At 58.3% G+C, this 848-nt stretch carries 1 protein-coding gene; it reads right to left on the bottom strand.

Translation table 11 applies throughout. From position 1 onward, the window contains the following. Positions 1-121 precede the first annotated feature (121 nt). Entirely contained in the window at positions 122-622 is a 501-nt protein-coding gene (locus AYK65_RS31230) for an SRPBCC family protein (RefSeq protein WP_081163215.1), read from the bottom strand. Positions 623-848: the final 226 nt, after the last annotated feature.

Here is an 848-nt window from a genome sequence, read left to right as displayed (position 1 = left end):
CCCTGCGGGTGATGAAGCCTACCTTGAGCAGGCATCGCTGCGCGCCCGCTCTGGCAGGAACAGCCGGTGGAAGAACTCGCTGAGGGAGGTCGTTGTCCAGAGGCAGGTTTCCCGACCCGCGCTACTTTTCAGTGCTGAAAAGCAATTCGTCGAGCTGGTCCAACTGTTCCGGCAATGCGGCCGCACTGCCCTGTAGTGCGTCCTCAAGCGCTTCCGTTGACGGATAGATTTCGCGGAAGGTCAGCAGCGTAGTCCCGCCCTGATCTTCGAAAGTCACGGTCGTGACAGCGCCCTCATCCCCCTCGTCATTGGTCCAGACAATGCGCTCATTTGACACAACCTCGAGATACTTGCCGTAGAAGGCCATCGTTTCCGAGCCGCCGGCGCCGAATTCCAGCCGATATTTGCCGCCGGTACGGACGTCCATGTCGCACGATACGAGCAAGACACCGGGTGCCGATTTAGGCACCCACCAGCGCTGGAAGAGCTCGGGCTGGCTCCACGCCTTGAACACCGTGCTTGGCGGCGCATTGATTAACCGTGTCACAACGAGTTCGCGGTCTCCTCTACGCTCGACCGACGTGCGGTTTTGGGCGCCATCTGTATTATTAACTTGCTCCATCTGGTTTCTCCTCGATTGGCGGACGAGCTTTTTCTGGCCGCTCGTGATGACGACGTTCGGCGGAGACGGAGTCCGACACGCCGCTGCAAAAAAAATGTCATCGCAAGGCGGCTTTCTTCAGGGTTCTGTGGCTGCGCCAATCAGGATTTCCGCGTCGACGTCATGTCTGCTTCCGGCGTATTGATGCCGTTGGAACCTATCTTGATTGACGTCTGTTTTCGGGAAA

The sequence above is a fragment of the Ensifer aridi genome, assembly GCF_002078505.1.
GTDB classification, from domain to species: domain Bacteria; phylum Pseudomonadota; class Alphaproteobacteria; order Rhizobiales; family Rhizobiaceae; genus Sinorhizobium; species Sinorhizobium aridi.
Note: the sequence above shows the minus strand (reverse complement) of the source record. Positions and strands in the feature narration are given on the sequence as shown.

What these genes read in the sequence shown, in the direction of transcription:
- AYK65_RS31230 (WP_081163215.1), bottom strand. Translation starts at nt 622, where the DNA reads ATGGAGCAAGTTAATAATACAGATGGCGCCCAAAACCGCACGTCGGTC.